General features: G+C 42.7%; 25 protein-coding genes and 1 riboswitch. Of the genes, 13 read left to right on the top strand and 12 right to left on the bottom strand.

Annotated features, from left to right (window positions below; all coding sequences use genetic code 11):
* Positions 1-301 precede the first annotated feature (301 nt).
* Positions 302-409, top strand: a riboswitch (TPP riboswitch).
* A 99-nt stretch (positions 410-508) separates the two neighbouring features.
* From tenA to thiW, 5 genes are read left to right on the top strand one after another with little or no spacing between them, the layout of a single operon-like run.
* On the top strand, positions 509-1,192 hold the full coding sequence (tenA, locus tag WFH04_RS10690; RefSeq protein WP_336824038.1) for a thiaminase II: 684 nt from the start codon (positions 509-511) through the stop codon (positions 1,190-1,192).
* On the top strand, positions 1,192-1,998 hold the full coding sequence (thiM, locus tag WFH04_RS10695; protein WP_336824039.1) for a hydroxyethylthiazole kinase: 807 nt from the start codon (positions 1,192-1,194) through the stop codon (positions 1,996-1,998). Before tenA ends, thiM begins: the two co-directional genes overlap by 1 nt.
* Positions 1,995-2,834 carry a bifunctional hydroxymethylpyrimidine kinase/phosphomethylpyrimidine kinase gene (thiD, locus tag WFH04_RS10700; RefSeq protein WP_336824040.1) on the top strand — a complete coding sequence of 280 codons (840 nt, stop codon included), beginning with the start codon at positions 1,995-1,997 and terminating at the stop codon, positions 2,832-2,834. Before thiM ends, thiD begins: the two co-directional genes overlap by 4 nt.
* Positions 2,821-3,480 carry a thiamine phosphate synthase gene (gene thiE, locus WFH04_RS10705; protein ID WP_336824041.1) on the top strand — a complete coding sequence of 220 codons (660 nt, stop codon included), beginning with the start codon at positions 2,821-2,823 and terminating at the stop codon, positions 3,478-3,480. Before thiD ends, thiE begins: the two co-directional genes overlap by 14 nt.
* Positions 3,477-3,971 (top strand): energy coupling factor transporter S component ThiW, encoded by a 495-nt coding sequence (thiW, locus tag WFH04_RS10710; protein ID WP_336824042.1) that lies wholly within the window; start codon positions 3,477-3,479, stop codon positions 3,969-3,971. Before thiE ends, thiW begins: the two co-directional genes overlap by 4 nt.
* Before the next feature lie 124 nt (positions 3,972-4,095).
* Here thiW and WFH04_RS10715 read toward each other — a convergent pair whose 3' ends face one another.
* On the bottom strand, positions 4,096-5,556 hold the full coding sequence (locus WFH04_RS10715; protein WP_336824043.1) for a protein adenylyltransferase SelO: 1,461 nt from the start codon (positions 5,554-5,556) through the stop codon (positions 4,096-4,098).
* A gap of 392 nt (positions 5,557-5,948) precedes the next feature.
* On the opposite strand from WFH04_RS10715, the gene WFH04_RS10720 reads away from it, so the two are divergent.
* The 5 genes from WFH04_RS10720 to WFH04_RS10740 all read left to right on the top strand — a co-directional run bounded on the left by WFH04_RS10720 (position 5,949) and on the right by WFH04_RS10740 (position 11,504).
* Positions 5,949-6,833, top strand: coding sequence for a hypothetical protein (locus WFH04_RS10720; protein WP_336824044.1), 885 nt, complete (start codon positions 5,949-5,951; stop codon positions 6,831-6,833).
* Positions 6,834-6,991: 158 nt separating this feature from the next.
* Entirely contained in the window at positions 6,992-7,675 is a 684-nt protein-coding gene (locus tag WFH04_RS10725) for a response regulator transcription factor (protein WP_336824045.1), read from the top strand.
* 10 nt (positions 7,676-7,685) lie between these two features.
* Positions 7,686-8,708 (top strand): sensor histidine kinase, encoded by a 1,023-nt coding sequence (locus WFH04_RS10730; protein WP_336824046.1) that lies wholly within the window; start codon positions 7,686-7,688, stop codon positions 8,706-8,708.
* A 101-nt stretch (positions 8,709-8,809) separates the two neighbouring features.
* Positions 8,810-9,586, top strand: a complete 777-nt coding sequence (locus WFH04_RS10735; RefSeq protein WP_336824047.1) for an ABC transporter ATP-binding protein — start codon at positions 8,810-8,812, stop codon at positions 9,584-9,586.
* Positions 9,573-11,504, top strand: a complete 1,932-nt coding sequence (locus WFH04_RS10740) for an FtsX-like permease family protein (RefSeq protein ID WP_336824048.1) — start codon at positions 9,573-9,575, stop codon at positions 11,502-11,504. Before WFH04_RS10735 ends, WFH04_RS10740 begins: the two co-directional genes overlap by 14 nt.
* Before the next feature lie 295 nt (positions 11,505-11,799).
* Here the strand turns inward: WFH04_RS10740 and WFH04_RS10745 are convergent, their stop codons facing one another.
* Positions 11,800-12,228: a hypothetical protein gene (locus tag WFH04_RS10745; protein ID WP_336824049.1), complete on the bottom strand. Its 429-nt coding sequence runs from the start codon at positions 12,226-12,228 to the stop codon at positions 11,800-11,802.
* Positions 12,229-12,461: 233 nt separating this feature from the next.
* Here WFH04_RS10745 and WFH04_RS10750 point away from each other — a divergent pair, with 233 nt between their 5' ends.
* Positions 12,462-14,195, top strand: a complete 1,734-nt coding sequence (locus WFH04_RS10750; protein WP_336824050.1) for an ABC transporter ATP-binding protein — start codon at positions 12,462-12,464, stop codon at positions 14,193-14,195.
* Positions 14,196-14,678: 483 nt separating this feature from the next.
* Complete coding sequence (locus WFH04_RS10755; RefSeq protein ID WP_336824099.1) at positions 14,679-16,103, top strand: MDR family MFS transporter; 1,425 nt, start codon at positions 14,679-14,681, stop codon at positions 16,101-16,103.
* 204 nt (positions 16,104-16,307) lie between these two features.
* On the opposite strand, the gene WFH04_RS10760 is transcribed toward WFH04_RS10755, so the two are convergent.
* Together WFH04_RS10760 and WFH04_RS10765 are read right to left on the bottom strand one after the other, a co-directional pair.
* On the bottom strand, positions 16,308-17,939 hold the full coding sequence (locus WFH04_RS10760; RefSeq protein WP_336824051.1) for a hypothetical protein: 1,632 nt from the start codon (positions 17,937-17,939) through the stop codon (positions 16,308-16,310).
* Positions 17,932-18,729, bottom strand: a complete 798-nt coding sequence (locus WFH04_RS10765; protein WP_336824052.1) for an ABC transporter ATP-binding protein — start codon at positions 18,727-18,729, stop codon at positions 17,932-17,934. Before WFH04_RS10765 ends, WFH04_RS10760 begins: the two co-directional genes overlap by 8 nt.
* Positions 18,730-18,916: 187 nt before the next feature.
* On the opposite strand from WFH04_RS10765, the gene WFH04_RS10770 reads away from it, so the two are divergent.
* Entirely contained in the window at positions 18,917-19,804 is an 888-nt protein-coding gene (locus tag WFH04_RS10770; RefSeq protein ID WP_336824053.1) for a TIGR01777 family oxidoreductase, read from the top strand.
* A 519-nt stretch (positions 19,805-20,323) separates the two neighbouring features.
* Here the strand turns inward: WFH04_RS10770 and WFH04_RS10775 are convergent.
* The 8 genes from WFH04_RS10775 to WFH04_RS10810 all read right to left on the bottom strand — a co-directional run bounded on the left by WFH04_RS10775 (position 20,324) and on the right by WFH04_RS10810 (position 25,778).
* On the bottom strand, positions 20,324-20,494 hold the full coding sequence (locus tag WFH04_RS10775; protein ID WP_336824054.1) for a hypothetical protein: 171 nt from the start codon (positions 20,492-20,494) through the stop codon (positions 20,324-20,326).
* 115 nt (positions 20,495-20,609) lie between these two features.
* Positions 20,610-21,383 carry a sulfite exporter TauE/SafE family protein gene (locus WFH04_RS10780; protein WP_336824055.1) on the bottom strand — a complete coding sequence of 258 codons (774 nt, stop codon included), beginning with the start codon at positions 21,381-21,383 and terminating at the stop codon, positions 20,610-20,612.
* Positions 21,384-21,682: 299 nt separating this feature from the next.
* Positions 21,683-21,910: a sulfurtransferase TusA family protein gene (locus tag WFH04_RS10785; RefSeq protein ID WP_336824056.1), complete on the bottom strand. Its 228-nt coding sequence runs from the start codon at positions 21,908-21,910 to the stop codon at positions 21,683-21,685.
* Positions 21,911-21,928: 18 nt separating this feature from the next.
* The gene (locus WFH04_RS10790; protein ID WP_336824057.1) at positions 21,929-23,056 is read right to left on the bottom strand and encodes an MBL fold metallo-hydrolase; all 1,128 of its coding nucleotides are present in this window, start codon (positions 23,054-23,056) and stop codon (positions 21,929-21,931) included.
* Positions 23,053-23,631: a sulfurtransferase TusA family protein gene (locus WFH04_RS10795; RefSeq protein ID WP_336824058.1), complete on the bottom strand. Its 579-nt coding sequence runs from the start codon at positions 23,629-23,631 to the stop codon at positions 23,053-23,055. The genes WFH04_RS10790 and WFH04_RS10795 overlap by 4 nt, the downstream gene beginning before the upstream one ends.
* Before the next feature lie 48 nt (positions 23,632-23,679).
* On the bottom strand, positions 23,680-24,159 hold the full coding sequence (locus WFH04_RS10800) for a DsrE/DsrF/DrsH-like family protein (protein WP_336824059.1): 480 nt from the start codon (positions 24,157-24,159) through the stop codon (positions 23,680-23,682).
* A 439-nt stretch (positions 24,160-24,598) separates the two neighbouring features.
* Positions 24,599-24,733, bottom strand: a complete 135-nt coding sequence (locus WFH04_RS10805; RefSeq protein WP_336824060.1) for a hypothetical protein — start codon at positions 24,731-24,733, stop codon at positions 24,599-24,601.
* 205 nt (positions 24,734-24,938) lie between these two features.
* On the bottom strand, positions 24,939-25,778 hold the full coding sequence (locus tag WFH04_RS10810) for a dimethylarginine dimethylaminohydrolase family protein (RefSeq protein WP_336824100.1): 840 nt from the start codon (positions 25,776-25,778) through the stop codon (positions 24,939-24,941).
* Positions 25,779-25,804: the final 26 nt, after the last annotated feature.

Below are 25,804 nucleotides of genomic sequence, written 5' to 3' on the forward strand. Positions count from 1 at the left end.
AATAGAAGCTAATATTACGAGATAAAAAGGCCTTTTTCCGTTAAAATAACTTCATAATTGACAAAAGGGTTGGAAATCAATTCGATTTCCAACCCTTTTGTCTACAGTCTGGAATGAGAACTTTTTGGTTCTCATTTGCTTTTTCAACTGTCTTCGGAAAGATGAAGAAAACTTTTCTTAGCTTTTTAATTGTGAATTATTCGACTTAGTTATGAGGCAATCCATAATTTATTCAGCCAAGACTGTATGTGACTTGCCAATCTATTATTCTGTGCTATAGTGTAGTTGAAAACTGAAAAAAGTTAACCACTGGGGGAGTCTTTGTGAAAGACTGAGACGTGTATCGATATGCGGACCCTTAGAACCTGATCTGGCTCATACCAGCGTAGGGAAGTGGATCGCACGTCTTCTAAAGGTTATCTTACGCCGATATGCGAGCCGCTTCTTCAACAATACGTTGAGTGAAGCGGCTTTTTTGGTTTTCTAAAACGGATAAGGAGTGGTTGGGATGACATTTTGTGAAGAGGTACGGAAAGAATGCAACAACGTTTGGGAGGCTAGTTTTCATCATCCATTTATTACCGCGCTTGCTAACGGTACATTGCCTGAGGATGTATTCAAATACTATGTACTGCAAGACTCGTATTACTTAAAGCACTTTGCAAAAGTGCATGCCATGGCTGCAGTGCAAGCGACAGATATGTTGACTGTACAAAGGTTTGCACAACATGCTGATCGTACTTGCGGTTCAGAAATTTCATTGCATGAAGGTTTCTTCGAACTATTGGACATTACAAATAAAGATCTCGAAAACTTTAAACCTGCGCCGACCGCATATGCCTATACATCACATTTATATCGAGCTGCAATGGAAGGCGACTTGGCAGCGACTTTATCCGCATTGTTACCTTGCTATTGGCTTTATTATGAAATTGGAGAACGGCTGAAAAATGCTAAACCAAATCATCCGATCTATGACAAATGGATTGCCACATACGGCTCTGAATGGTTCGAAAAAGCAACCCTTGAACAGATCGATCGTTTGAACAACTTGACGGAACATCTATCAGATCAAAAACGTGAACAATTGAAAGCACATTTTATGAAAAGCACTCACTACGAATTGCAGTTTTGGGAAATGGCATGGACGAAGCAACAGTGGGAGATTGAAGGAATGGAGGCGCATGCATAATGGCTCCATCTTCTTTGCTGCATGAATTGCGCAACCAAAGTCCGCTGATCCATTGCATTACAAATATTGTCGTAGCAAATTTCCAAGCAAACGGACTGCTGGCATTGGGTGCTTCCCCAATAATGGCCGATTCGATAGAAGAGGCAGCAGAGGTTTCTGCCCTATCTTCAAGCACATTACTTAATATCGGAACGTTGAATGCCAACACGGTCGAGTCGATGATTGCCGCTGGCGGAAGTGCGAATACGTATGGTCGCCCTGTCGTATTAGATCCTGTCGGGGCAGGGGCAACTGCTTTTCGCAAAAGAACGGTGACACGTCTATTAGACGAATTAGATATTGCGCTCATTCGAGGGAATGCGGGAGAAATTGCCGCCATCGCGGGAGTGGAATGGACAGCGAAGGGGGTCGATGCCGGAAACGGATCTGCCAATATTGCCGCTGCTGCAATGGACGTTGCCAATCGTCATCGCTGCCTCGTTGCCATTACTGGAGAAACTGACATTGTAACAGATGGTGACAAACTCATACGAGTTTCTGGAGGGCACCCTATAATGACCCGCATTACAGGAATGGGTTGTCTGTTGAGCGCTGTTACAGCCGCCTTCCTTGCGGTTAATGTACACACTCCTATCGATGCTGTAGCATATAGTCTCGCCTTTTACAAAAAAGCTGGCGAAGTTGCGGCAGAACATGCAGCCGGGCCTGGAGATTTCGCTGTTCATTTCTTAAACGCTTTAGGCGGCATAGATGATGAAGCAATCGATGGTGGACAATTTTTTATCGAAGAGGGGGTTAAGGAATGACTTCCATCGCTCTAACAATTGCAGGTTCAGATAGTGGCGGCGGTGCAGGCATTCAAGCCGACTTGAAAACGTTCCAAGAACTTGGAACGTTTGGAACTTCAGCATTGACTGCTGTCACAGCTCAAAATACATTAGGGGTACATGCGGTACAGCCCATTGACACAAGTATTGTCATTGCTCAGCTTGAAGCAATATTGGATGACTTTACGATCGGAGCAGCAAAAACAGGCATGCTGTTTTCCGCTGAAATTATCGAAGCGATCAGCGATACGTTAAGTCGATATCCTACATTTCCTTTCGTCATTGATCCAGTCATGATTGCAAAAGGAGGTGCCTCTCTTCTCCAGCAAGCCGCAATTGTCGCTTTAAAGGAACGGTTAATTCCAATGGCCGCTCTTCTTACGCCAAATATTCCCGAAGCAGAAGTGTTAGCAGAAATGCCGATCACTTCATTATCACATATGGAGATAGCTGCGAAGCGATTATTGGAAATGGGTGCAGGAGCTGTCCTGCTAAAAGGAGGCCATCGGGAAGATACACCTTTCGCAGAGGATTTATTCGTATCAGCGGACGGCGAGCGCTTTATTATGAAAAGCAAACGGATCCAAACGAAAGACACTCATGGAACGGGATGCACATTCGCCGCTGCCATTACAGCGGAGCTTGCGAAAGGAGCACCAATGACGGAAGCAGTCATAACAGCCAAACATTTTATCCATGCTGCAATTGAAGATGGTTTGTCCATTGGCAACGGGCATGGACCTACAAACCATGCTGCCTACAGATTACGAGGCAATAGGGCACGGAAGGATGTGGAGTTGATTGAAAAACGTTGACTACAAGCTTTATTTCATTATGGGTTCTATAAATGCTACAGACCCGTTATCCGTTTTGGAGGACGCTTTGAAAGGCGGCATCACTTGTTTTCAGTTTCGTGAAAAAGGACCGAATGCACTTGCTGGAACGGAAAAGAAAGCATTTGCCCAAAGCTGCCAAAGACTATGTAAGCAATACGGTGTTCCGTTCATTGTCAACGATGACGTTGACCTATCGATTGAAATCGGTGCTGATGGGGTTCATGTCGGACAAGATGACACAGATGCGGCATTCGTTCGAGAAAAGATTGGGGCAGATAAAATAGTAGGAGTTTCCGTCCATTCAGTGGATGAGGCAAAAGCGGCTATTGCGGCCGGGGCAAATTATGTAGGTATCGGACCAGTCTACGAAACAGTATCGAAAGACGATGCAAAGCCTGTTGCTGGAACTGTTTTAATTGAAAAAGTCAGTACTCTTTTTCCTGAGTTGCCAATCGTAGGAATCGGCGGCATTACGGCAACTAATGCCGAACCGGTTTTTAAAGCTGGAGCTCACGGGATTTCCATCATTTCTTCGATTGCTTCCGCGGAGAACCCCGAAATAGCAGCAAAACAGCTAAAACATACGGCAAACCAATGGGCAGTTAAGAGAAGTGCTTTGCAATGACAACACGGAAGCTTGTTCTTATGACCGCCTTTACGGCAATTGCTATTGCAGGTTCCATTTTCGTCTCCTTTCCGGCAGGCATCGCACGCGCCTATCCGATTCAGCATGCTGTCAATGTGATCGCCGCCATACTGTTAGGACCCTTGCCTGCCGTCATTATCGCTTTTATGACTGGACTTGTGCGCGTTTTAACAGGCACTGGCTCCTTGCTCGCTTTCCCGGGAGGCATGATCGGAGCAGCGCTTGCAGGTTTGCTCTATAAACAATCGGGCAAGGCATTGCTTGCAGCATTAGGAGAAATTATCGGAACAGGAATTATTGCATCCCTTTTCGCAGTTCCTTACGCTGCTATTTTAATGGGAACGACCGTCACTGCATTTTTCTTCATGCCGCCTTTCCTCGTTTCAAGCATCAGCGGAGCGGCAATCGGCGTCGTCGTTGCATTACGGCTCCAACGTATGCCTGCAGTGAAAAGAATACAAAGTTACTAAGTTTTTGCCTAGTTGCCTGTATGAAGCATATGTTTCTTGGTAAAATACAGCAGGTAGCCAATTAAACGAAGAATGATTGGCTGCCTGCTTCTTTTTTATACGGTATCGTGTCTCACGCGAGCACTTATGTTCCACAATACGTTTGGTAGGGATCAGTTGAATTAGACGGCGCAATATATACTTCCTGCTTCTCCGAATACGAATAAGGGTCCGATAATGCTGCCAACAGTCTCTCCATCGCACGAAGGTCACCGTTTTCAACCGCAGATTCAAGTGCTTCTTCAACACGATGGTTGCGTGGAATGATTGCAGGGTTGCTTTCTTTCATTAATTGATAGGCTTCCTCTTCTGTTTCGGTTTGTCGAGAAAGCCTGTCTTTCCATTCCTTAAGCCATTGCTGAAATTCAGGGTGATCAAAGAAAGGAAGATTCTCGGCTTTATTTAAAGTGAACGCTCTAAACGTATTCGTATAATCCGCTTTCTGGTCTTGCATAATGCGCAGTAGTTTTTTCACAAGGAGCATATCCTCTTTCTCTTCATTGAAAATGCCTATCTTGCTTCGCATTCCGGCCATCCAATACCTATGAAAACGTTCAGCAAACCCGGAAATTGCTTCCTGTGCAATATTGACCGCCTCGTCTGTATCCTCATGCAATAATGGTAGCAGCGTTTCAGCAAAACGAGACAAATTCCATTCCGTAATGCCCGGCTGATTGCCGTAAGCATACCGTCCTTCCCTGTCAATTGAACTGAATACTGTAGAGGGATCATACGTATCCATAAATGCGCAAGGCCCGTAGTCAATCGTCTCTCCACTAATCGAAACATTGTCCGTATTCATAACGCCGTGGATGAAACCGACAAGCTGCCATTTTGCAACAAGCTCCGCCTGTCGCTCAATGACACTTTTTAAAAATGTATGGTATGGGTTCTTGTCATTTTCGATATGCGGATAATGTCGGTGAATCGCGTAATCGGCCAATGTCCGCAAATCATCAGTCTCCTGACGTGCTGCAGCATACTGAAACGTTCCAACCCGCAAATGGCTTAGCGCCACTCGAGTCAATATTGCACCTGGCAACACTTCCTCTCTATAGACCGGGGCTCCTGTAACTGTAACTGCAAGGCTTCGAGTCGTTGGAATTTTGAGCGCATGCATCGCTTCGCTAATCAAATATTCCCTCAGCATTGGACCAAGTGCCGCACGCCCATCCCCTCCTCGTGAAAAAGGTGTACGCCCCGATCCTTTTAATTGAATATCAACACGCTTGCCGTTAGGCATTATTTGTTCTCCTAATAAAACCGCGCGTCCATCGCCTAACATCGTAAAATGTCCGAACTGGTGGCCCGCATACGCCTGCGCAATCGATTTGCCTCCATCAGGGATCCGATTGCCTGCCAATATTGCAATGCCTTCTTCGCTGTTTAACATTTGCGGGTCCAACCCTAAATCCCCACATAATGATTCGTTCAACATCACAATTTGAGGTGATGGAGAATGCTCCGGTGATGTTTCAGTGAAAAAAGCTTCCGGGAGTTGTGCATAACTATTCTCCAAATGCCATCCATCATTATTTTTCGTCATCATGATCACATCCTTCTTGGTATTTTCGAGCAGTTGTAACAGCGTCTACACACATTTCGGGTCGATAGCTTCTACTCTCGGTCGGTTAAGAGCGAGCAGCTCAAGCTTTCTGGCTCCTCCACAACGGGCAAGCGAAAACGCTGCCTCTATCTTTCCTCTTCATATCCTCTCACGAATATCGACCTTTATCCTATTTTTTGCATCAATAAATACTTTTGCGGAATATTCAATCTTATAATTCTCACACTACGGATCTATTTTATAATTACGTAAGTGCCGATTTCGGCGTTTAACTTGCAGTACCAAAAGAATCATTTCCAACCTTTTCAATCCTCATTGAAACCTTTTCCACTTCTCTTTGTATATATTACAAACATATGGGAGGGATTTGTTTGAATAAAATATTGGTTCTTTTAGCGACGACCATTCTATTGACAGCGTGTTCAATACCGGAAAAGTCCGCTGACATAGAGGAACAGTCGCAAATGGAGACCGAAACGGATATAGAAAAAAATAACGTTGAAAAGAAGGAAGTAGACGAAAAACAGGTAGAGACAATTGGAGAAGATGACGCGAATGATGGAGACATGTATATAAAAGCAGGGATTTTAACAGTTGGCATTCCGTCGGTCTATAATGATGAAGGCAATTTTGCCAAAAAACATACGATGACTGAATATATGAAAATGGCTGAGGAACAGGGGATTGTTCGCTTCGCAATGGATGACTTTCCGGTGCGGGCCATTGTAAGCGATGATCAGAAGGTCACGAATATAACAAACTTTGCAGATGCCTATATCGACATTACAAATAATGTTGCTTACCAAATCGATAAATCAGAAATTCCGTCGGTCTATAAGCTGTTTCTGTCCGCCCAGCCAGAAGATTTGATAGGAACGCCTGCATCAGACTATCGAACTTGGGAAGAGGCAACAAATTTGGAGAGAGGCATAATGCAAATCGTCATTCTTACAGCGCCGCTATTAAACGATATTGGCTATATTATAGAAAATGAGGAATGGGATCATCCTGTCCTAAACAACGTCCAAAATGATTTCTTTACTCTTGGATCTCCGACTGTTCTATTGCCAGCACCCCAATCAGTAACGGATATGGTGATGTACGACAATATGATGATGATCAGTTCGCTTTGGGAACGGATTGGGAGGTTTGAAAATATAGAAGAAAACAAAGAAGAATTCATTGAAGTGTATCAAAAGCTACGTAGTGAGACGAACAATTTATTTGCACGCATTAACTATGTGTTAACTCAATAATGGATTAAATTGACTATAAAGCTTTTATGGGGACACATTTACCTTCTTCCCTTTTCCGCAAAACAATGTTTTCCCATAGCTGCTCACGCTGCCCATAATAATCTTTCCCAAGTTTGACGCGCGCGTCTATAATAAACATAAGGAAGGGCGTGTATGAGATGGATATGAAAATTTTTATTGTAGAAGATGATCGGGCGATTTTTAATTCACTTAAAGAACGCCTCGGACAATGGTCGCTTCATGTGTCGGGACCAACGAATTTCCATGACGTAATGGGGGCTTTCATTGAAGAGAGGCCCCATCTCATCATTTTGGACATTCAGTTGCCTGCATATGACGGATTCCATTGGTGCCGTGAGATTAGGGCTATTTCAAAAGTTCCGATTATCTTTCTGTCGTCGCGGGATCATCCAATGGATATGGTGATGGCCATGAATATGGGAGCAGATGATTATATCCAGAAACCGTTCCACACAGATGTTTTACTTGCAAAAATACAAGCAATACTTCGGAGAACTTATGCGTATACGGATGAAACAGCAGATGTATTAGAATGGAATGGCGCGATGATTGATATGAAGCGCGGCATAATTCGGCTTAATGGCAATGAAGTAGAATTGACGAAAAATGAATTTTTCATATTGGCTGTACTCGTCCAAGCGAAGGATGAGATCGTCTCTCGGGATGAATTAATCCGCAAGCTTTGGGACGATGAACGATTTGTCAACGACAATACACTTACGGTAAATGTGACAAGGCTTCGCCAAAAGCTATCGGATATCGGTCTTGGTGATGCGATTATTACAAAAAAAGGGATGGGCTATATGGCAGTCAGCTTATGAGGTGGAGACGATGTTCATTGCGTACATAAAAGATATGAAAAGCTGGATACTTCTATTTGTATTATCACTTTCATTTACGAATGTCCTTATTTGGATCGATAAAGGGCTTTCTATAAAAATAAGCTCTCTCATCTACTTGGATATGCTACTGATTGCCCTCTTCATTACATTCTTCATGTGGCGTTTTAAAAAAGAGACACAATATGTAAAGGAACTGTTGCATGCAGCAGAAATTCATTCACAAGATTGGCACGAAGGACTTCCTGAACCATTTTTCTCCCGCGACTATACGATCAATGAATTGCTGCGGCAAGTAGCGAATGATCAATTGGAGAAACTATCGGAAATAAAAGCTGCAAATCTTATGGAAAGTGATTATACAGCAGCATGGGTCCATGAAGTGAAAGCCCCGCTTACCTCCATGAAATTAACAATCGATGCAAACAGACAAGATCCTATAATCCGAAAAATCGAATCGGACTGGCTTCGCGTCCATTTGCTCATTGATCGCCAGCTCTATATTTCACGGTTGCCGTCACTTGGAACAGATTATTCATTAAATAAAACCGAAGTGGCACAATTGATTACCCCTGAAGTACGAGAACTTCAATCATGGTGCATTGAGAAAAATATTGGGGTGGATATTGAAGGAGAAGAAATGGAAGTTATTACGGACAGTAAATGGTGCCGATTCATCATCCGACAATTGTTGACAAATGCCGTGAAATATAGCCCCGACGGAGGGATCATTTCCATTAGAACGGATCGTACACAGAGCGGGCACGCCGTTTTATTAATAAAAGACGAAGGATCCGGAATTCCTGCCCATGACCTCCCCCGCATTTTTGACAAAGGTTTTACCGGAGAGACGGGAAGGCTTCATAATGCGGCGACAGGCTTAGGTTTATATATAGCACACCAAGTCGCCTCAAAAATTGGAGTTTCCCTATCGGCGCATTCCAAAATAAATGAAGGAACGACGATGGCAATCACCTTTTCTATTGAAAATGACTTTGATGCAACTCGAACATGACAACAATGTAATGTTGACCGACCTGTTTGTCACATAAATCGTACGACTATATACATGCCGTCATCTACTATAAGGATATAGCAAACAGGGAGGGAACAATGATGGACCAATATAAAACAGTGTTACATGCACAAAACATCCGGAAATCCTATGGCAGCCGGGGCAATGTTCAGCAAGTATTGAAAGGCATTGACCTGCGAGTAATGGAAGGCGAGTTTGTCGGAATCATGGGTGCATCGGGTGCCGGCAAAACGACGCTTTTAAACGTCCTTGCAACGATTGACCGTACGACAGAAGGCACAATCCTTATTGGAGATACGGATATTTCGAAGATGAAAGACCGTGAGTTATCTGCATTTAGGCGCGACCAATTGGGCTTCATCTTTCAAGACTACAATCTGTTAGATACGTTAACAGTGAAAGAGAATATTCTCTTGCCAGTTTCTCTTGGCAAAATGAAAAAGCGGGTTGCGGAAGATCAATTCAATTCAATTGTCGATATTTTAGGAATTAAGGACTTGGCGGATAAATATCCACATGAAATTTCTGGCGGGCAAAAACAACGTACATCCGCCGCAAGGGCTCTCATTAATAAACCATCAATGGTGTTTGCGGATGAACCGACCGGTGCACTGGACTCAAAATCAGCATCCTCCTTATTAGGGACTTTGGAAGACGTCAATAAACAGCGCGGCGTCACGATTATGATGGTGACACATGACCCTGTCGCATCAAGCTACTGTAGCCGAGTCGTTTTTTTGAAAGACGGCAACATCTACTCAGAGCTATATCGCGGCGACCAATCGAGACAAGCCTTCTTCCAGGAAATCCTGAAAGTCCAAGGCATCTTAGGCGGTGACAGCGTTGACGCTCTTTGATCTTGTTGTCCGCAGCATGCGGAAAAACATCAAACATTATTATTTATACTTTTTCGCGCTTATTTTCAGCGTCGTTTTATATTTTGTCTTTGCAACACTGCAACATGATCCATCGGTCGTGGCACAATCTGGCGGAAATATGGGGAAAGCATTTAAAGCTGCAGGTGTTTTGCTGTTATTCATTGCGGGCATCTTCGTCATTTATGCGAATGCGATATTTTTAAAGAGAAGAAGCAGGGAAATCGGACTCTATCAGTTGATCGGACTTACGAAGGGTGCCGTCGCACGGTTGTTAATTATTGAAAATACATTACTGAGCGCAGGTGCTTTAGCTTTCGGTATCGGCACAGGCATATTAGTTTCTCGGATCTTTTTAATGCTACTCATGAAATTAATCGGCTTTGATGGGTTTATCGAGTTATCATTCTCGACTGCTGCCGTTACTCAAACAATCATTGTCTTCTTGGCAATTATTGTCCTAACTTCAATTCAGATGCTCATTGCCGTCTATCGCAACACATTGTTGTCCTTATTCAATGCGGATAAAACCGGCGAGCATCCGAAAAAGCCAAAAGCCTTCCGTTCTGCGTTTTTAGCTCTATTGGGAATTGGCTTAATTGTCTTCGGCTATTGGCTGTCAGGTAATATGCTCAATGCACTGCTCTTCTTCAATATGCTAGCTGTTTTGGCTTCGACGATTCTCGGCACTTATTTATTGTTCCGAGTGACGATCAGTTGGTTGTTTTATCAAATTAGAAAGCAGAAACAAGGCCATCTTGGACTGTATAATAGTTTATCGTTAGCGCCAATCATGCACCGGATGAAAGGCAATGCGAATTCATTGACAATTATTACAGTATTGTCCGCGATGACGTTAACAATGTTAGCCGGAGCATATTCCCTCTATTATTCGACAGAAAAGGAAACCCGCCTAATCTATCCCGTCGATTTTTTGTTTACACCGAATGCAGAAGGAACGGGTGAATCAAAAGCAAAACAATTTATTGAACAACTTGAGCAACAAAAAATCGCATATCAATACTCTCCGATTGATGTATTAAACTTAGAGGGCGAATTTGACGAAAACAGCATCCCTAAATTGATAAACGGAACATTTGGGGTGAATATTGTAAATGAAAAGCAATTACAGCAGGTTGGCATGGATATCGATCTTCCTAAAAACAGAACAGCTTCTTTTTACGACGCATCTTTATATTGGATCATGCAGACTACTGAAGTCCCGGTAAACTTCAAATTGTTTACCCCCCATCAAGAAGTAGACATCTCCGTTTTAAAGATAGAGGAAGGAAATGTATTAAACCCACCGCGAGTTGGTTCTCATTTTGTAGTAAGCGAAGACTTTTATCGGGAAATAGAACAGCTTTCTGCGAATAAAAACGGAAAAAAACCTGTTACAACATACTTTGCAGTTCATATCATAGATAAAGAAAACCTGGCCAAGGCATCGGACATCTATTCAGAAATGACACACCCTAATCAGGCAAAATTTGATTATTTTTCGAACTATATATCAAATATGCAAAACAATGGGTTGCTCATCTTCATCTCGGGATTCCTTGGTCTTGTATTCCTCATTTCAACAGGAAGCATTCTATACTTCAAGCAAATGACGGAAGCAGAACAAGAGAGAAATAGTTATATAACATTGCGCCAATTAGGATTTACTGTCCAAGATGTAATGCGTGGTATCGTCCGTAAACAAATATTTGTCTTCGGCTTGCCGCTACTTATCGGACTGTTGCATTCCATCTTTGCGATCAAATCCGCTTCCTTCATATTCATGTCGGATATTACTGTGCCCGCTTCCATTGCAATGGGTATTTACACATTGATCTATTTACTATTTGCAGTGTTGACAGTAAGGTATTATCGAAAAATTGTTCAATCAGTTTTATAAAACGCGGTTTCATCAACATAGATGCTACTTGTGGATACAGCCACAAGTAGCTCAGACTGTAGACAAAGTATCTTTTTACTTTGTCTACAGTCCTTTTAAGGTTTGTAGTAATGAGATAGGTGTTTGCCCAGCTTGGCTTGAAAACGCTTGTCAGACAAGGCGCGAAGTCGAGCGAAGACCCGAATAGAACTTAGGTTCATGAGGGGACGAGCGAGACGAGCAACGCAGTATGCGAGCGTTTGTCAACAAGCTGTGCTACTTGTGGATACAGCCACAAGTAGCTTTTTCTACTAGATTACTTAACCGCCTGAACGAACATCGACAAATTCATTTTCTTTTTCCTCCTTCTCACTATGGTCACAACACCTAAAAAAGTTGGTATGATAAACATCATTGGCATTGCCAAAGTTGTTAATAAATCAATGCTATCGGGAAATCGATAATAGGTTCTGATCGTTCCGAATGCGTAAAGCATCGAGACAATCCCGAAAATAGAAGTTGTTATATATATAATAGATTTCTTCGAAAATAAAATCGTAATGACAAATGTGAACGTAGTGCTAATTGTTAGTGCAACGTACACTTTCGCCTCAATCGGTGTATAGTGAATAGGTATTTCAGATGTAATGAAAACATGCTCTGTTAGCGTGAGAAAATACATAAAAACGCTGAAACATGCACTTACAATGAATAGCACGAAATAGATGAGATCCCTTGTAGTCATAATTGCCTCCCGTTATTTATTGTATTTGTAACCGTATGACTCCCCTTACTATTCGCCACATTCTTTAGAACTCCTTCTGTCCCGCCAAGAACAGTCTATTACGCTACAAAAAAACTGAAACGAATTATTCCTGCTCCCGTATAGTTAATAGAAGACGGATTCCTTTCATTCTGTTACATTTGAATCGGCTATTCTTCATTCAGAAGGAATGGCTGGTTAAAGGAGGGTTTTATTTGAATAAGGAACAAAACGGATTAAAACCTTTTATACAATTAATTTTATCGACGAAAATCCCGAAAGGTGCTCTATTCATCGGGTTATCGGCAAGCATCATTACGACGCTCGCAGGGTTGGTCGTGCCTATATTGACAAAAAATTTGGTTGACGGCTTTTCTGTATCGTCTTTAAGCATGCCTTTGCTCATCGCAATTGGTGTAGCTTTTGTCGTTCAAGCGATTATAAGCGGGATTTCGATTTATTTGCTTGCTGCGGTCGGGCAGAAAATCGTTGCAAGTTTGCGGGAACGGATGTGGCTTAAGCTCGTGCGCTTGCCGGTCGGTTATTACGATCAGACGTCAAGCGGAGAAACCGTGAGCCGCGTCGTCAATGATACGAGTGTCGTTAAAGATTTAATTACCGATCATTTTCCACAATTCATCACCGGTATGATCTCCATCATCGGTGCCGTTACATTGCTCTTCATCATGGATTGGAAGATGACGCTGATCATGCTGATTGCAGTGCCGGTCACTTTAATTGTTATGATTCCATTAGGGAAAAGGATGGCGAAAATATCACGCGGTTTACAAGATGAAACAGCGGCGTTTACAGGAAGTGTTCAGCAAACACTTAGCGAAATCCGCCTTATGAAAGCGTCAACCGCGGAAAAGGATGAAGAAGCAAAAGGGTTGGAAGGCATTGGCAGACTTCTGAAATTCGGGTTGCGTGAAGCGAAAATTTTCGCGTTGGTTGCACCAATTATGCAGTTTGTTGTCATGCTTATCATCGTCATGATCATTGGCTACGGAGGAATGCGTGTTGCGAGCGGGGCGATGTCCACCGGAACGCTCGTCGCTTTCCTGCTTTATTTATTCCAAATCATTATGCCGATTACAACGTTTGCGATGTTCTTTACGCAGTTGCAAAAAGCGAAAGGTGCAACGGAACGGATTATTGAAATTATGGAACTACCGCTTGAAAGTGGGCAGGATGGCGTTGTGAAAGACATTGCCAATCAGCCAATTGTAGTGAAGGATGTATCGTTCTCTTACACAGAGGAAGAGCCGGTGTTGGATAGCATTTCATTCCAAGCGAATCCTGGTGAAATGATCGCTTTTGCAGGACCGAGTGGCGGCGGAAAAACGACTGTGTTTGGTCTAATGGAACGTTTCTATGAACCAACTACAGGAGAAATTCTCGTCGGAGATACACCAATCCAAAATGTTTCACTCGCTTCTTGGCGCAGCCAAATCGGATACGTTGCGCAAGAGAGCGCTATGATGGCTGGCACGATTCGGGAGAATTTGACATACGGTTTGGAAAATCCCCATGAAATAACAGATGACCAATTATGGAAAGTCGCCGAAATGGCGTATGCCGATCAGTTCATTCGTGATTTTCCGAAAGGACTTGATACGGAAGTCGGCGAACGTGGTGTGAAGCTATCCGGCGGTCAACGGCAACGGATCGCAATCGCAAGAGCCTTCCTGCGAGACCCTAAATTGCTCATGATGGACGAAGCGACCGCAAGCCTTGACAGTCAGTCAGAAGGCGTTGTCCAGCAGGCGCTAAGCCGCTTAATGGAAGGACGTACAACATTCGTCATTGCTCATAGATTATCGACGATCGTCCATGCAGATAAAATACTTTTTATCGAAAAAGGGCGCATTACCGGAAGCGGCACACATGAAGAATTGGCCGCAACACATCCGCTATACCGTGAGTTTGCTGAACAGCAATTGGCATAGCATTGTGCTGGTACGATATCGGTGCCTATCGGAACACAAATGGAAGTCCATTTAGTACGGATTGGTTGAGCCTCCATATTTCTTTTTTGTGCAATTGAAATGTATTTTCTGAATTAAACCTTGCACAGGCACCTATTTGTATGTTATTATAGGCCTACATTTTTCGAACGGAGGGTTTTCAAATGGCAACTATCAAATTCCGAGTTTCTTCTCGTAGCTAATTGAATAGCTTAGGAAGGCTTTGCATGTGTGCGAAGTGTTCGGAATCGGTCTGCCTTTTTGTCAAAAATCCATAAACAAACTAAGAGGGAGGTTATTCCCTCTTTTTTTATTTCCTGATAATTGGTTTCCCAATACAGGAATGCTCCTTTTCGTCCGCTTTCATACAAGAAAGCCTTCCTGCAAAACGGATCGTTGAAAGGAGTTTTTTGTTTGGAACAGAAACAATATGAATACCTAGCGGATAATCCAAATGTAAAAGTAATGCCGCTTATGTTATCGCTCATTATTGGAGCTTTCTTTGCAATTTTAAATGAAACATTATTAAATATTGCACTCCTTACTTTAATGGAGGAGTTCTCTATATCATTGCCAACGGTGCAATGGATGGCAACAGGCTTCATGCTTGTCATGGCAGTCGTCATTCCAATTTCAGCGCTGCTTCTGCAATGGTTTACGACTCGTCAACTGTTTTTAGGAACGATGACTGTCTTCACAATCGGAACCATTATTAGCGCCTGCGCACCTACGTTTTCAATTTTATTGGTCGGCCGATTGATTCAGGCTGTTGGAACTGGTTTATTGATGCCAATCATTTTCAACGTATTCTTGCTTATTTTCCCGCCGGAACGTCGAGGCAAAGTGATGGGGTTAGTTGGATTAGTGATCATGTTTGCGCCAGCACTTGGGCCAACGTTATCTGGTATCATTGTTGAATATTTGGGATGGCGTTATCTGTTTATCACAGTAATTCCGTTTGCCGTATTTTCACTCGCTTTTGCTTACAAATACTTAATTAACGTTTCTGAAGTGACAAAGCCAAAGATCGACGTAATCTCGTTAGTCTATTCTACAATTGGATTTGGGTCAATCGTCTACGGTTTTAGTGCGTTCGGTGAGAGCGCCAATGGATTTAGCAGCCCGAATGTATTCATATTTATCATTTTAGGTATCGTTGGGATTGTATTATTTGCGTTAAGGCAATTGAAGTTGGAAGAGCCTGTCATGGACTTACGCGTATTTAAATACCCAATGTACACACATGCGGTCATTATGTTTTTAATTATCATTATGGCCATGTTCGCTTCGGAAATCATCTTGCCGCTCTATATGCAAGGACCGCTCGCTCTTACTGCTGCAGCAGCTGGATTAGTGCTATTGCCCGGCAGTATTTTAAACGGTATCATGTCGCCATTTATGGGTCATCTTTTCGATAAATTTGGGCCGCGCGTGTTAATGATTCCGGCAACGCTCGTTTTAAGCGGAACGATGTTCATGATGAGTCGGTTGACGGTCGATACGCCAGTTTGGGTCGTTGTCGTTGGATACATTTTGATCATGCTTACTGTATCTGCCATTATGATGCCTGCCGAAACGAACGGACTGAATCAGCTTCCGAAGCGACTTTATCCTCATGGCACGGCGGTAATGTCAACGTTGCAGCCTGTCGCCGGAGCAATCGGTGTGTCCGTTTTCATTAGTATTTTAAATGCCAGGAAATTGCATTTCTTAGAAAACTCTGCGACGCCTGATGACCCTGTAACGAACAATTTGGCTATGGTAGCTGGTGTGGAGCTTGTTTATTTCATCTCCTTCGCCATATCCATCGTAGCAATCTTCCTTTCCTTCATTGTATATCGGGCAAAGCCGCAGGAAGATCAAGAAACGGCTACAGAAACTCAAGAATAAAGGAAACGCCGCCTGTAATAGGTGGCGTTCTTAGGTTGCCTTCCTTGACAAGCGTTTTCAAGCCAAGCTGGGCAAACACCTTTCTCATGACTACAAACCTTTAAATGACTGTAGACAAAGTGAAAAGATACTTTTTCTACAGTCTGAAACGCCACCCGCAAAAGGTGGCGTTTTTTATTGTGTCGGTACGTGTGCATGAAACATTTAGGCTGTTTTCTTCATTTTGAAGACGTTGCGCCAGCCAAGCAGAGTGACAGCTAATAGAAGGACGATGTAAATATAAATGCCCACTGTAAATGCACTTGCGATGAAATGCATGATGACAAACGCACCTGCAGCCAAACTAAGCAATATGACTGGGCCAGATCCTTCCGATTGTGCAAACTCGGCCGATTCCGTAAACGGGAATTTTCCCCCTCCAAGCCACTTATACGTCAGCAGCGTCTGTAAAACCGCACCCAATAACACTGCAAATAAATCTGGTGCAATCCGCCACGAGTAGATGGCCATGAGCGCGATGCAAAGCAGTACAAATATCGGTGCGTACAGCTTCACTAAAAACGCTTTCAGCGCGCCGCTATAGGCGATTGCTGGCTGCTCGATCGGCGTTGTTTTGAATAGGAAGCCGCCTTTGTAGTTCGCGGAATACTTCAACATGTTGATGATCGGTGGAATCATCATATTGGCAAAATAAATATACATGTACGATTTTCCTGTTGCGATTTCTGCCCAAGTCTTCGTTTGTAAATCCGTGAAAATGAAGATGAACGGAAATACGATCGAAAGACCGAGGGACGGATACACTTTCAACTTGAAATCTCGCTCCTGTTTCATCATCAAAGAAGCGAAACGGAAGAACATCTTCTCTTCTCGTGACCTGCAACATAGTTGCGCCCAGAAATTCACCCACCATTCCTTTTTTCGCGTCCTGTTTTTCGTGCTGGTCATGAGTTTATCCATATTGCGTTCAAAGGCCGGCATAAGCTTCGTATAGAGAAGCATGGACAGGACCGGAACAAGAACCGAAAGTACCGAGAATAGAATGATCTCCGGAGCATAGTTTTGATTTAAAATCAATTCGAACGGACCGCTAAACCACATCGGCGGAAGGAAAACATGCCACCAGCTAAATGTGTACGTTAGATCCATATCAACTACATTAAAGAGACGGATGACAATTTGGTATCCGATGATGATACCGATCGATAAAAGAATTTGCATATAATTTATGATGTCCCGCAATCTTTCGCCATCAAAAAAGCGCAGCACCGCAATATACAGTAATGTCGTGAAAACGACGATAAAAAGCATTGCAAGAAACAATGTGGCAATGAAGAGCAAAGTAAACAGTATGCCATTTCTAAACAAGCCGACTACAATCGGAACTGCGACGAAAGATCCGGCTATGAAAAACATGTAAATCATAATGTGGATCACTTTTGCTGTATTGACTGTCCTTGAACTGACCGGCTTCGTCTGTAAAATCGTCTTATCACGCAAATCAAGCAACACCGAGGAAAAGTCGGAAATCATCGTAGTCGTTAAAATGAAAAGAACCATGCTATAAATGATGCTCATTTGGAAAATTGCATTGTCGGCTCCGAAAAACAAGAACGGCACAAGCATGAGTCCATAGATTGCATAGACCCATAATGATTTGAGGAATTGATTGCCCTCTTTCTTTTTCTTCGTATCATTGAAGATCGTTGGAACCCTTCTGCCGTCCATCGTCAGCTTCATGCGCAATATCGTTTCCATCGCATCGTAATCGACGCCAGCCTTGTTGAAGAGCCTTTTGAATTTGGAAAGAAAGACAATCGAACGGAACTCACTCATTCGTATCGCCATCCTCAACAATGGAAATGAATTTTGCCGCCCTGCTCTCATGATCCGTAAAGCCTGTCAATTGATTGAAGATATCCGATAGCGAACCTTTCTCGCTCATCGCCTGCAATTCTTCGAAACTGCCATCCGCCACGATGGATCCGTTAAAGAGCAATACGATCCGGTTGCTAATCTTCTCGACGATGTCCATAATATGCGAGGAATAAAAGATCGTTTTCCCTTGAGCTGCAAGCTGAGCAAGCATTTCCCGGATGATCATCATACTGTTGGCATCCAACCCACTAAGCGGCTCATCGTAAAATAACAGATCCGGATTATGCAGCAAGCTCGAAATGATAAGCACTTTCTGTTTCATTCCTTTTGAAAATGAAGAAAGACGTGAGTGCAACACATCCCCTAATTCAAATTCTTCCATAAGCTTTTTCGCTTTTTGTTCCGCAAACGAACGGTCAAGCCCATACAACTCTCCTGTAAATGTCAAATACTCCATCGCTGTCAAGTTATCATACACTTCCGCTTGCTCCGGCACATAGCCAATTCTCCGCTTGTAAGCAGGATTTCCAGATGAAATATCCTCTCCAAACAGGACCACTTGTCCTTTGTAATCTTGAAGTAGACCAAGCATAATCTTTACTGTAGTACTTTTCCCTGCTCCATTCGGACCGATATATCCGATAATTTCTCCATGCCCAACCTCAAGATTTATGCCGTTTAAGACCGTATGATTGCCATACGTCATCGTCAAATTCCTTAGTATCAAAATTTTTTCTTCATTTCCCATTCAAACACCCCATCTCTTCCTCTATTTTACCATTTCTATTTAGTAAAGTATGTATTATTCAGAAGATTTCGCTGTCCTAAAGAACTTATTGAGGATTCATCTAAATAAATCCCTATGACCATGCAGGCACCTTTTTCAAACAATCTGCCGTCCTATTCAGTAAGAATAGACTGAAAGAGTGGATGAGATGAAAAAGAAAATTGTCATAGCTGGAGGCACTGGTTTCATCGGCCAATATTTTGAAAAGAAATTCGTGGATTCAGGATATGAAGTAATTATGATTTCAAGAAATCCACAGCATATCAATTGGCGGAATCACGCGCGAATCGTGGAGGCATTGGAAGGCTCAGAAATGCTCATCAATCTTGCAGGAAAAACGGTCAATTGCCGTTACAACGAAAAGAACAAAAAGGAGATTATGCAATCAAGAACAGAAACTACCGAATTATTGGGGCATGCCCTATCTGTTTGCAGCACCCCTCCACCTCTGTGGATCAATTCAAGCACCGCTACGATTTACAGGCATGCGGAAGATCGGCCAATGACAGAGAGAGACGGAGAAATTGGAAGCGGCTTTTCAGTCGACGTCGCGAAAGCATGGGAGGCATCCCTTTTTGCATTTGACCTGCCGAAGACAAGAAAAGTCGCATTGCGGATCGCCATCGTTTTAGGAAAAGACGGCGGAGTCATGGAGCCTTATATGAATCTTGTCCGTTTCGGCTTGGGTGGCGTACAAGGCACCGGCAGCCAAATGTTCAGCTGGGTCCATATAGAAGATGTGTACCGAATCGTCTTATTTCTAAAGAAAAACGAGCAACTGCAGGGTGTCTTCAACTGTTCAGCGCCATATCCCATTACAAATCGGGAGCTCATGGCACAATTACGCAGCACAATGAATCGAAAGTTCGGCCTCCCCTCCCCTAAATGGATGCTCAAAATAGGCGCCGTTATAATACGTACTGAAACAGAACTAATTTTGAAAAGCCGCTGGGTTGTCCCTGATCGTTTGGAGAAGGAAGGATTTCAATTTAAATATGAGACGATTGATAAAGCTTTACAGCAAATCATACAGTAATGCATAGTAAGAATGCTCATTTACATGATGACAAATTAATATGGTTTAGGCTGCTGTTGCATTCGAGCGGTGAATTGTGAGTTTTTGAGCGGTTGGAAGCCATTTTCAAGCGTTCTGCTTACATATTCGAACGGGCGCGATACTACATCGAGCAATTTACTTCTGGCTAAGCGATTGCGAACTGCCTTCGAGCGGCGACGCACTTCTTTCTAGAGAAACAGCTTTTTCTTCGAGCGGTGCACACTTCAAGCGAATCAACTTTTAAGCTTAGCAACTGCATGAAAATCAATTCTGTATTCGTCAACATCCACCGCCATTAAAGTGATTCCATAATGACTGTGACAATTATGCCTAACACGGTTCCTACAAAAAACGTTGCGGTAAATAAAAGAACGCGTTTCAATGCCTCATCCTTTCTATTTATCATTGTTTCAATGTATTAAATCGACGGTGCAGTTATGCTGGACAGGATAAAAAAACACCTGTATCTACGCTTCTGATACAAGTGTTTTTGTTATGTTATAAGCGTTCCTTCGGATCAAGGCGCACTCCACTTAGACTCCAATTGGTCGAGTTGTTTTTCTCTAACTGACCATTGCGTCGAGGATCTTGCGCCATCATCTCTTTCAAACCGTCCGGGCCAATCTTGCTTTGCACTTTCCGAATTTCATCCTCGAAAAATAATGACATGACTTAAACCTCCTGCCCATATTTAGTCACGTCCATCCCTTCATTGTAGAATACGTCAACATCGTATGAGGACAAGAGGTATGCGCACAAATCTTGAAAACATTCTTTTATCCTACTAAAAATCCACCCAGATTTTAATGGCAGTTCCTAAAATGAGCGCTGCTAATAAACCAGTTAATATTTTCGTATTTGTTTTCTGTCCGATTTTTGCCCCGATCGGCGCAGCTACGATGCTTGCAACAACCATAATGAACGCAGGGCCATATAAAACTTGCCCTGTTGCAATCTTTCCAACCGTAGTTCCGATAGAAGAAATAAACGTAATGGCGAGCGAAGTTGCTATCGTCACCCGCGTTGGTATCTTTAAAATCACCAACATGATAGGCACTAAAATAAAAGCGCCCGCGGCCCCTACAATTCCTGCCGCTACCCCAACGACGAATGCCAAAACGGCGGCAAGCCATTTATTGAACGTCAATTGGTCAGCAGAAACATCGTTTAACTCCTTTTTCGGGATGAACATCATAATCGCTGCAACCGTAGCCAAAACCCCATAGATAAGATTGATGGTATTCTCGGAAAGCAAGTCTGATCCATATCCACCGATAAAACTGCCAGCTAAAATCGCTATTCCCATGTAAATGATAAGCGTCTTATTGATGTATCCGCTTTTGCGATACGCCCATACACCAGAAATTGTCGCAAAAAACACTTGGATAGCACTAATGCCAGACACTTCATGTGCAGTGAAGGCCGCCATTCCAAGCAGAGGTGGAATATAGAGCAGCATCGGATATTTAATGATCGATCCTCCGATTCCGACCATTCCAGATAGGAAGGAACCAACGAATCCGATAAGGAAAAGCGTTATTATGAATGCAACATCCATTTTCATCATCCTTTCAAATAAAGAAAGGCATCTAGTAAGATACCCTCAGACTGTAAACAAAGTATCTTTTCACTTTGTCTACAGTCTTTTTAAGGTTTTTAGTCATGAGATAGATGTTTGTCAGCTAAGCTTGAAAACGCTTCATGGAAGACAACTTAAGAACGCCACGTCCTAGAGGTGCCTTAATTTCTCCAAAGAACGTAGAAATTAAGGCAAATCGAACCCTTCGCCGTTCAATTCGCAGTATGCGAGCGTTTGTCAACAAGCTGAGGGCATCTAGTACGATACCCTGTTCATCATCAACCTTTTTGAATCCAAAACAGAAAGACACCATTTTCTTCTGTTTGCTTCAAAAGCTTGTGTCCACCAGATTTGGACCATGCTGCCATATCTGCAACCGACCCTTTATCAGTCGCGTGAATTTCTAAAATCTCTCCTGCTTCCAAGTCTTTCATTGCCTTTCTTGCCCGCACAACTGGCATAGGGCAAGCTAATCCTTTTGCATCCAGTACTTTTTTTACGTCCATTTCATTATCTCTCCTTTTTTATCGTACTGCGCAACGGTTCGGGCCAATTTCCATTTCGCGTTGCGTCTCTTCATCAGGGGTAATATGCCCCATATTCGTTTTCCGGATCTCTTGATAAGCATTTGGCTGCGGCGGCAAATTACCCGTGACCAACTGACGGAAATCCTCTTCCTTTTCAACATTTAGACCATGGTTATTCTTCAACAACACACTAAGTTTTTCGGCAACAGAACCGTTTTCATTCAACTCTTCCATCACCATGAAATGCGCAGGCAGAACGATTAAATCCTCTGATAGATTGCGATATCGTTCATAAAGCGTCTCTCTCAAGTCCCCTACCCAATCTTCTGCAAGACCCGCTAAATCTGGGCGACCTATTGAGTCGATGAACAATATATCGCCAGACATTAAATACGTATCATCAACTATGAAAGAGGTAGAGCCAATCGTATGCCCTGGGGAGTACAAAGGCTGAATTGCAATAACTGAATTTCCGACTGTTATCGTATCTCCATCATGAAGCGGTCTATAGGTGAAAGTCACTTCTTCCGCGTCTTTAGGCGGTAGCCAATACGTCCCGCCCACTTCTTCTGCAATATGTCGGCCACCAGAAATATGATCTGCATGGAGGTGGGTATCTAACACATTTGTAATCTTGACGTTCTTTTCATTCGCAAATTGAATAAAGACATCTGTCATTCTTGTCGCATCGACAATCGCTGCTTCACCATTTGAAATGATCATATAAGATAGACAGCCTTTACCGATACGAACGAACTGGTACAGCTCCCCACCGCCGGTCAAATCGCCAATTTTTATAGGTTCTAAATGCTCGCTCCACGCTTTCATGCCACCCGATAGATAATGAACATTACGCCCCTCTTTCGCTATCATTTCTGCAACCATTACAGAAGAACCTTCCTTCGCACAAACAACAACAATGTCGCGATCCTCTGGAAGTTGGTCCATAATCTCTTCAACTCCGTCCAATAAATCGAAATACGGAATATTAAGGTGTTCAATACTGACACCTTCCACTTTCCAATCCGCAAAAGCATCGGCATTGCGGACATCCAATACGAATAATGGCTTTCTCTCACGTATTTTTCTTGTTAATTCGCTTGCTGTTATTGCTTGTACAGTCATTTTGTTTCCTCCTCTATAGACTTTTCGGTTGGTCCGTTCCATTCACTCATCCCTGGCACAACATTTTTTACATTTGGAAAATCCGCTGCAGCTAATTGTTGGCACGCCATATCGCTTCGGTTTCCTGTCCTGCAAACGACATAAATCGCCTTTTCTTTATCAAGTTGCTCCATCTTGCTTTCCAAATCGCTAATCGGAATCGAAATGGCACCTTTTATATGTTCAAATGCATATTCTGCATATTCACGAACATCGATAATTTGAACATTTTCATCGTTTAAAGCCGTCAATAATTCATCATTTGAAACTACTTGCGGAAACTTTTTTTCACGCAATTCTTCCTCCCCCGATCTACGGATGTAATGTTTAAGCGTGCCATCTGCTTCAACTGTTCCTAAATATTGATTCCCCGAACTTTCTGCCCAAGCCTTCAAATCGGCAGTAGATCCTTTGTCGGTCGCTAACACTTCCAAAACAGTGCCTGGTTGCATTTCTTTTATTGCTTTTTTCGTCTTTATAATCGGCATTGGGCAACTTAGTCCCTTGGCATCAATAACGCGATCTGTTCGAATCAATTCAATCTCTCCTTTTACCCAGGCGGGTATATTTATAAGTAAAAAAATTTATATAAAGAGGTTCACATTGCCGTCTTGAGCATCACCAAGATAAGCTGCAACACCGGCATATTCAATCCCATCTAACAATTCCTCTTGTTGAAGCCCCAATAAATCCATCGTCATCGTGCATGCGACTAATTTAATATCTTGTTCTTCCGCCATCTCAATAAGTTGTGGCAAAGTCATCGCATTATGTTTTTTAATGACATGTTTAATCATTTTGGGACCCATACCTGCAAAGTTCATTTTGGAAATGCCCATTTTATCTGCACCTCGGGGCATCATTTTGCCAAACATTTTTTCCAACCACCCCTTTTTCGTTGGAATCAATTCTTCTTTCCGCAATGCGTTCAATCCCCAAAATGTATGGAATATCGTTACTTCGTGATCGTATGCCGCTGCCCCGTTCGCGATAATATACGCAGCCATTGCTTTATCGTAATCGCCACTAAAAAGAACAATGGTCGTTTTCTTCACCTCAGACATTCAAATCTTCCTTTCTTATTATTACCCTTGGGGGTATATTGTTGATTAAAAAGAAAAGGGCTAACAATTGTCGGCCGCTTTACTTAAATCAATAATATACCCAGGTGGGTAATTTGTCAACAGTGGAGCTTTGCTGTGGCAATGCCTCGTTTGCTCGGTGATGCATGAATTTCATCCCACATACGGTTTTTAGTAAAGTTTGAGGAAAGAAAATTGGCTGTTGTAACGAGGCTTTCCGGATAATCATACAAGTCCAGCAGTTTAATGGCGTTCCGTGTTTCAGAAGGGCCATTATGAATTTTGTAGTCAAAGTGAGTTTCTCCATTATTAATTGTTTCACGAAAATGATAGTTAGTATACAGATGCTATTCTATTTCAGTCAGCTCAATGTCATGTGACGCTATAATGCTCATTCCTTTATTGGCAGAGAGCCATTCCATCATCGCAGCGAAGCAGAAATTCGCTCAATTGTATTCGTACCTTTTAAAATCTCATCTATAAATGAAATACATGGCTTTCCTTGTTCAATCATCCTTGTAATCGGTGATGAAATAACTTTCTCCATCCAGTACATTGTCTTGCACCGCCTTGAAATGGCTATAAAGCTATGCAGTTGATGATCCCCGGTTATGCGATGTCATAATGGCTTTATGCGAGGTTAATTCGCATTATGCGACTTTGCAAATGACTTATGAGGGATTCATTGGCATTATGCAATTTTATTATGATTTATGCGTTTTCGAAGAAAAACCTCACGCGTTATTTGCGTGAGGTTTTGTCTATTCCCTTTTGAGCGGCATCGAGCAGCATCTAAAGGATCCCCCGGATTTAATAATTTCCGAGAAGTCTACTTCGATGACCTCAAATCCTTTGGCTCGCATGGCTTCATTTACTTTTTTGTTTTGCGGTAAGCTGAATACTTTCCGATTGCCAATCGATAATACATTCGTTCCCATTGTAAATTGTTCGTCTGCCGATACTTCGATAAGATCGTACTCGGCTGATAATTTGTCCACTATTTCCTTCGTCAGCGCCTCTGGGAAAATGAGACCGACAGTTGGCGACAAAATGTTAAAAACACAGTCCAAGTGTAAGTACTTTTCGTTGAAAGGAATGCGAATGATGTCGTATTCCGGCAAATCCTTTTGTAAATTGCGGACCGCTTTTTCAGATGTTCTGCTGCTAATGCCAACGTAAACCCGATTGCGGTCGACAATAACATCCCCACCCTCTACCCGATCTATTGTCGTTTGATAAGGAATCTCTTCGTCTTCCAAAAATTCTTCGAGTGCCTCTTCTTCCCCTTTTCGGATGTCGCTTGCCATTTCTGCGACGAACACATCCTCTCCAACTGTAAATCCGATGTCACGAGTAAAAACTTGCTCAGGAAATTGCTCAGAAGCGGGTAGTTTAATGACTTCTACACCATGTGCAATGAGCAGTTTTTCAAATTCCGCATGCTGTTTCATTGCAAGATCGATGTCAATATTCTCATCTTTATATTTTTTTTGAACATCGTTAATTACGTCTTCGATTGCCATAAATTCCGGTTGACATAGGATGACGCGTTTCAACGGTTCATATTCTGTATTACAATTTGTTTGTTGACTTTCTTCCATAGGAAATTTCACGAAATGGCCCCTCC

Origin of the sequence: Sporosarcina sp. USHLN248 (assembly GCF_037144575.1) — a bacterium.
Classification (GTDB): domain Bacteria; phylum Bacillota; class Bacilli; order Bacillales_A; family Planococcaceae; genus Sporosarcina; species Sporosarcina contaminans.

Excerpts from the sequence above, each read along its gene's own strand:
- tenA (WP_336824038.1), top strand. The coding sequence starts at position 509 with ATGACATTTTGTGAAGAGGTACGGAAAGAATGCAACAACGTTTGGGAG.
- thiM (WP_336824039.1), top strand. The coding sequence starts at position 1,192 with ATGGCTCCATCTTCTTTGCTGCATGAATTGCGCAACCAAAGTCCGCTG.
- thiD (WP_336824040.1), top strand. The coding sequence starts at position 1,995 with ATGACTTCCATCGCTCTAACAATTGCAGGTTCAGATAGTGGCGGCGGT.
- thiW (WP_336824042.1), top strand. The coding sequence starts at position 3,477 with ATGACAACACGGAAGCTTGTTCTTATGACCGCCTTTACGGCAATTGCT.
- WFH04_RS10715 (WP_336824043.1), bottom strand. The coding sequence starts at position 5,556 with ATGACGAAAAATAATGATGGATGGCATTTGGAGAATAGTTATGCACAA.
- WFH04_RS10725 (WP_336824045.1), top strand. The coding sequence starts at position 6,992 with ATGGATATGAAAATTTTTATTGTAGAAGATGATCGGGCGATTTTTAAT.
- WFH04_RS10730 (WP_336824046.1), top strand. The coding sequence starts at position 7,686 with ATGTTCATTGCGTACATAAAAGATATGAAAAGCTGGATACTTCTATTT.
- WFH04_RS10735 (WP_336824047.1), top strand. The coding sequence starts at position 8,810 with ATGGACCAATATAAAACAGTGTTACATGCACAAAACATCCGGAAATCC.
- WFH04_RS10745 (WP_336824049.1), bottom strand. The coding sequence starts at position 12,228 with ATGACTACAAGGGATCTCATCTATTTCGTGCTATTCATTGTAAGTGCA.
- WFH04_RS10755 (WP_336824099.1), top strand. The coding sequence starts at position 14,679 with ATGCCGCTTATGTTATCGCTCATTATTGGAGCTTTCTTTGCAATTTTA.
- WFH04_RS10760 (WP_336824051.1), bottom strand. The coding sequence starts at position 17,939 with ATGAGTGAGTTCCGTTCGATTGTCTTTCTTTCCAAATTCAAAAGGCTC.
- WFH04_RS10765 (WP_336824052.1), bottom strand. The coding sequence starts at position 18,729 with ATGGGAAATGAAGAAAAAATTTTGATACTAAGGAATTTGACGATGACG.
- WFH04_RS10770 (WP_336824053.1), top strand. The coding sequence starts at position 18,917 with ATGAAAAAGAAAATTGTCATAGCTGGAGGCACTGGTTTCATCGGCCAA.
- WFH04_RS10775 (WP_336824054.1), bottom strand. The coding sequence starts at position 20,494 with ATGTCATTATTTTTCGAGGATGAAATTCGGAAAGTGCAAAGCAAGATT.
- WFH04_RS10780 (WP_336824055.1), bottom strand. The coding sequence starts at position 21,383 with ATGGATGTTGCATTCATAATAACGCTTTTCCTTATCGGATTCGTTGGT.
- WFH04_RS10785 (WP_336824056.1), bottom strand. The coding sequence starts at position 21,910 with ATGGACGTAAAAAAAGTACTGGATGCAAAAGGATTAGCTTGCCCTATG.
- WFH04_RS10790 (WP_336824057.1), bottom strand. The coding sequence starts at position 23,056 with ATGACTGTACAAGCAATAACAGCAAGCGAATTAACAAGAAAAATACGT.
- WFH04_RS10800 (WP_336824059.1), bottom strand. The coding sequence starts at position 24,159 with ATGTCTGAGGTGAAGAAAACGACCATTGTTCTTTTTAGTGGCGATTAC.
- WFH04_RS10805 (WP_336824060.1), bottom strand. The coding sequence starts at position 24,733 with ATGTACTGGATGGAGAAAGTTATTTCATCACCGATTACAAGGATGATT.
- WFH04_RS10810 (WP_336824100.1), bottom strand. The coding sequence starts at position 25,778 with ATGGAAGAAAGTCAACAAACAAATTGTAATACAGAATATGAACCGTTG.